Origin of the sequence: Kitasatospora sp. NPDC047058 (genome assembly GCF_040643935.1) — a bacterium.
Classification (GTDB): Bacteria; Actinomycetota; Actinomycetes; order Streptomycetales; family Streptomycetaceae; genus Kitasatospora.
Genome location: NZ_JBEYVJ010000513.1, coordinates 1 through 4,201, shown reverse-complemented (window position 1 = coordinate 4,201; position 4,201 = coordinate 1). Strand labels below are relative to the sequence as shown.

Annotated in this window: 6 protein-coding genes; 3 read left to right on the top strand and 3 right to left on the bottom strand. The window is 73.7% G+C overall.

Annotated features, from left to right (window positions below; genetic code table 11):
- Nucleotides 1-8: 8 nt before the first annotated feature.
- The gene (locus ABZ885_RS36510; RefSeq protein WP_360198738.1) at nt 9-890 is read right to left on the bottom strand and encodes an MBL fold metallo-hydrolase; all 882 of its coding nucleotides are present in this window, start codon (nt 888-890) and stop codon (nt 9-11) included.
- A 125-nt stretch (nt 891-1,015) separates the two neighbouring features.
- Complete coding sequence (locus tag ABZ885_RS36505) at nt 1,016-1,492, bottom strand: MarR family winged helix-turn-helix transcriptional regulator (RefSeq protein ID WP_360198741.1); 477 nt, start codon at nt 1,490-1,492, stop codon at nt 1,016-1,018.
- 228 nt (nt 1,493-1,720) lie between these two features.
- On the opposite strand from ABZ885_RS36505, the gene ABZ885_RS36500 reads away from it, so the two are divergent.
- The gene (locus ABZ885_RS36500; protein WP_360198735.1) at nt 1,721-2,596 is read left to right on the top strand and encodes a haloalkane dehalogenase; all 876 of its coding nucleotides are present in this window, start codon (nt 1,721-1,723) and stop codon (nt 2,594-2,596) included.
- 22 nt (nt 2,597-2,618) lie between these two features.
- On the opposite strand, the gene ABZ885_RS36495 is transcribed toward ABZ885_RS36500, so the two are convergent.
- Complete coding sequence (locus tag ABZ885_RS36495) at nt 2,619-2,840, bottom strand: hypothetical protein (RefSeq protein WP_360198733.1); 222 nt, start codon at nt 2,838-2,840, stop codon at nt 2,619-2,621.
- A gap of 222 nt (nt 2,841-3,062) precedes the next feature.
- Here ABZ885_RS36495 and ABZ885_RS36490 point away from each other — a divergent pair, with 222 nt between their 5' ends.
- Nucleotides 3,063-3,395 carry a metalloregulator ArsR/SmtB family transcription factor gene (locus tag ABZ885_RS36490; protein WP_360198730.1) on the top strand — a complete coding sequence of 111 codons (333 nt, stop codon included), beginning with the start codon at nt 3,063-3,065 and terminating at the stop codon, nt 3,393-3,395.
- Complete coding sequence (locus ABZ885_RS36485; RefSeq protein ID WP_360198728.1) at nt 3,392-4,117, top strand: DUF2071 domain-containing protein; 726 nt, start codon at nt 3,392-3,394, stop codon at nt 4,115-4,117. The genes ABZ885_RS36490 and ABZ885_RS36485 overlap by 4 nt, the downstream gene beginning before the upstream one ends.
- Nucleotides 4,118-4,201 lie beyond the last annotated feature (84 nt).

Below are 4,201 nucleotides of genomic sequence, written 5' to 3'. Positions count from 1 at the left end.
GGTCTGCGTCAGCCGGCCCGGTAGACGATCAGGAAGTCGTCGAAGACGTGCCGCCCGGGCCGGCCGGCCACCTCGGCGAGCGCCCGGCGGATGTCGTGCAGCTGGGCGACCGTCATCTGCAGCGGCGGTTCGTCGGGCTGGTAGGTGTAGCGGATCGGGTAGTCCACGCCCGGCTCGGTGGTCATCTCGATGTGGCAGCCGAGCACGTGGCCGACCGGGTGGTCGGCGGCGAAGGCGATCAGCCGGTCGATCGTCGCGACGAAGGCGTCCCAGTCCGCGATGTACAGCCGGCCCGGGTAGACGGTGTCGCCGGTGAGCAGGAAGCCGGTGTACGGGTCGTAGTAGGTGACCGCCGCCTCGTGGTGGCCGGGGCTGGCGAGGCAGCTGAGCACCCGGCCGCCGAGGTCCAGCGCGGCCGGCTCGGCCGGGTCGTCGCCGAGACCGAGGAACGCCCGGACGGTGTCGAGCCCGGCGTCCACCAGTACCGTGTCCGGGCGGTCGGCGAACTGGGCGTCCCCCGCGACGTGGTCCCCGTGCCCGTGGCTGTGCAGGACGAGCAGCCGGTAGCCCGGGCGGGGGTGGCGGGCGAGCCAGTCCGCGACCAGCCCGTCCACGACGCGGCGCAGCGGGAAGGACGCGGGGTCGGCGGTGGCGCCGGTGTCGATCAGGACGGCGCGCTCGTCGCCGAAGAGCAGGAACAGGAACGGCGCCTCGTAGTTCACCGCCTTGTTCTGCCGCAGGATGACGGTGTGCTCGTCGTAGTGGTGGACCTGGATCTCGGGGTCCGTGTTGTGCTTCGACGACTCCGACCCGTGGATCCAGCGCACGTCGAGGGAGCGTCCGGCGACCTGCGCGGCCGTGAAGTCGACCTGGTTCGGGGTGGGGGTCATGCGCGCTCTCCCTCGCTCGGGCTGCTCCGGCCCCGGTGCTGCCGGACGGTGACGATCCGAAAGGTACACGCACCGCCGGCGGGTGCCACCGGCGGTCCTCGGCCGCCCGGTCCGCTGCGGGGCGGTCACGTGGAGCGCGGGCCGTCCGGGGCCGGGGCGCCCGTGGCGTGGTGGTCGTGCAGACGGGTCAACAGCCCGGTCAGCGTGGCCCGTTCGGTCCGGCTCAGGGGGGCGAGCAGCTCGTCCTGCGCGCGGTCGACGATCTCGTCGAGGCGGTGCAGGTAGCCGCGGCCCGCGGCAGTCACGGTGACGACGTTGCGGCGGCGGTCCTCCGGGTCGGGGGCGCGCTCCACGAAGCCGCGGGCGGCGAGGTCGTTGAGGACGGCGACCATGTCGCTGCGGTAGACGCCGGTGCGCCGGCTCAGGGTGGACTGGCTGGCCGGGCCGCCGTCGGTGAGTGCGACCAGCACCACGAAGTGCCACTTGCGCGCGCCCTCGGCGGCCAGGCCCTCGCCGACCAGGCGGTCGGCGTGCATCGCGGTCATGGCCAGCAGCCTGCTCGGCAGGCTCCGCACCCGGGCGGGCGTCGCTGCGGAGGCCATGCCGTCGTCGTCGGCGGTGCCCAGGGCGTCAGTCGGGCCGCTCGGGCCGGTTTCGTGCTCGGTGTGCATGGCTCCGATCCTACCCGTTGTGTTAGTCGCACTAACGATGTACGGTCGTTCATGTCGGAAACGTTAGTGCGACGAACGGTTTCCGGTCCGAAGTGCCGATGCCGCGCCGCCCGCGCGGCCTCCCCGAAGAACGACGCACCGCGAGAGGACACACCACTGATGCGTACCGTCCCCGTGATCGACTCCCACCTCGCCTACGCCGAGACCGGCGAAGGCCTGCCGGTGGTCTTCCTGCACGGCAACCCGACCTCATCCCACGTGTGGCGCAAGGTCACCCCGCACCTCGCGGGCCGGGCCCGCACCCTCGCCCCCGACCTGATCGGCATGGGCGCCTCCGGGAAGCCCGCCATCGACTACGACTTCGCCGACCAGGCCCGCTACCTGGACGCGTGGTTCGAGGCGCTCGGCCTCGACGAGGTCGTCCTGGTCGGCCACGACTGGGGCGGCGCCCTGGCGCTCGACTGGGCGGCCCGCCACCCCGGCCGGGTGCGCGGCATCGCCCTGCTGGAGACCATCCTCAAGCCGATGACCTCCGAGGAGCTCCCGGCGCCGGCCCGCGCCCGCCTGGAGGCCTTCCGCACCCCCGGCGTCGGCGAGGAGCTGGTGCTCGAACAGAACATCTTCATCGAGACCGCGTTCAAGGGCGGCGTCCTCAACCCGCTCACGGAGTCCGACGTCCAGCCCTACCGCGACCCCTACCCGACGCCCGAGAGCCGCCGCCCGCTGCTGGCCTGGCCGCGGATGATGCCGGTCGACGGCGAGCCCGCCGACGTCGTCGCCCGCATCACCGCCTACGACGCCTGGCTCGCCACCACCCCGGACGTCCCCAAGCTGCTGCTGACCTTCGACTCCTCGCCGACCCTCCTGATCGACGACAGGATGATCGCCTGGAGCCGCGAGAACATCGCCGCCCTCACCGTCGAGCACGTGGGCCCCGCCGGCCACCATGCCCCCGAGGACCAGCCCGAGGCCATCGGCACCGCCATCGCCGCCTGGCTGTCCGCCCAGGACCTGGCGCCGGCGACTCCCTGCTGAGGGGGACGCCGTGTGCGGCCGGTCACCGGCCGTCCCACCGACGCAGGTGCTCCTCGGTGGTGGCGGCAAGGTCCTCGGGGCCGTCGAGGAAGGCCCAGGCTTCGGGTGGGGCCGGCTCTGTGGGGACGGGCAGGTCCCCGGCGGCGTGCTGCCGGAGCAGCTCTTCCGGCGTGGCGCCGGTCAGGGCCGCGAGGTCCCGCAGGTTCTCCTCCTCCATGCTCGATGTGGTGACGTCGGCGGTCACCGGGCCAGGGTCGTCAGCAGCGGGGGGAGGGGGCGTGGTGGGCGGCGTCATGGATTCACTCCGATCTCGGGCCTTCTGCTGCCGGCCGCCCCGCTACTGCTCCCGAGGGCCGCGGCGCCGGGGCCGGGCCGTCGGCCGGGGGTGACGGCGCTCCCATGTTCCGGCCGATCCGAGGCGGCCGATAGCTTGTTAGCTACTTAGCCAAGATGCTAAATATGACGCGTGACAGAAGCACAGGACGAGGCGGGCGTGTTCCGCGCCCTCGCCGATCCGACCAGACGGCAGATCCTCGAGGACCTCAGGGCCGGTGAGCTCGCGGCCGGCGAGATCGGGGCGCGGTTCTCCATCAGTGCGCCCTCCATCTCGCGCCACCTCGGTGTGCTCAAGGGCGCCGGGCTGGTGACCGAACGCCGGGACGGCAATCGCATCCTCTACTCGCTCGTCGAGGAACGCCTCGCGACCAGCGTCGGCCGGTTCCTCAGCGCGGTCTGCCCCGAACAGATCGTGCTCCGCCACACCAAATGGCGCCCGGGGGCGCAGCAGGAGGGGTCATGATCCAGCCGCAGCTGGCCAGCGTCGTCGAACGGCGCCTGCTGGTGAACTACCGGGTGGACCCGGACGCGATCGCCCGGCTGCTGCCCGGGCCGCTGCGCCCGCAGCTGGTACGCGGCCACGCGGTCGCGGGCGTCTGCCTGATGCGGCTGGGCGGCGTCCGGCCCGCCTGGGCGCCGCGGGCGCTCGGGCTGCGGAGCGAGAACGCGGCGCACCGGATCGCCGTCCAGTGGGACGGGCCGGAGGGCGTCGAGACCGGCGTCTACATCCCGCGGCGCGACACCTCGTCACCGGTCAACGCCTGGGCCGGCGGCCGGGTCTTCCCCGGGGAGTACGGCCGTGCCGACTTCGCCGTGCAGGAGACCGCCGACCGCCTCCAGGTCGCCTTCGCGACCAGGGACGGCGGCGCCCGGGTGGACGTCACCGTCGACCTGGCCGGTGAACTCCACGGCAGCAGCCTCTTCGCCGACCTCGCCGAGGCCTCCCGGTTCTTCCGGGGCGGCGCGAAGGGCTACTCGGCCACCGGGGACGGCGCCCACCTGGACGGCATGGAGCTGCGGACGGACGCCTGGCGGGTGGAGGCCGGCCGGATCCGCTCGGCCAGATCGTCCTTCTTCGACGACCCGGACCGCTTCCCGCCCGGGAGCGCGACGCTGGACTGCGCGCTGGTGATGCGGAACATCCCGGTCGAGTGGCGGCCGCTCCCCGCCATGGCCGCCGCCTGAGCCGTTGTCCGCCGCGCGGCCTCCGGGCTGCACGTCGGCGCGGCGGGCCGCCCCGCCCGTCGGCGGCGGCTGCGCCCCGGGCCG

Bases quoted from the DNA above. Each gene is read 5' to 3' on its own strand.
- ABZ885_RS36510 (WP_360198738.1), bottom strand. From the start codon at position 890: ATGACCCCCACCCCGAACCAGGTCGACTTCACGGCCGCGCAGGTCGCC.
- ABZ885_RS36505 (WP_360198741.1), bottom strand. From the start codon at position 1,492: ATGGCCTCCGCAGCGACGCCCGCCCGGGTGCGGAGCCTGCCGAGCAGG.
- ABZ885_RS36500 (WP_360198735.1), top strand. From the start codon at position 1,721: ATGCGTACCGTCCCCGTGATCGACTCCCACCTCGCCTACGCCGAGACC.
- ABZ885_RS36485 (WP_360198728.1), top strand. From the start codon at position 3,392: ATGATCCAGCCGCAGCTGGCCAGCGTCGTCGAACGGCGCCTGCTGGTG.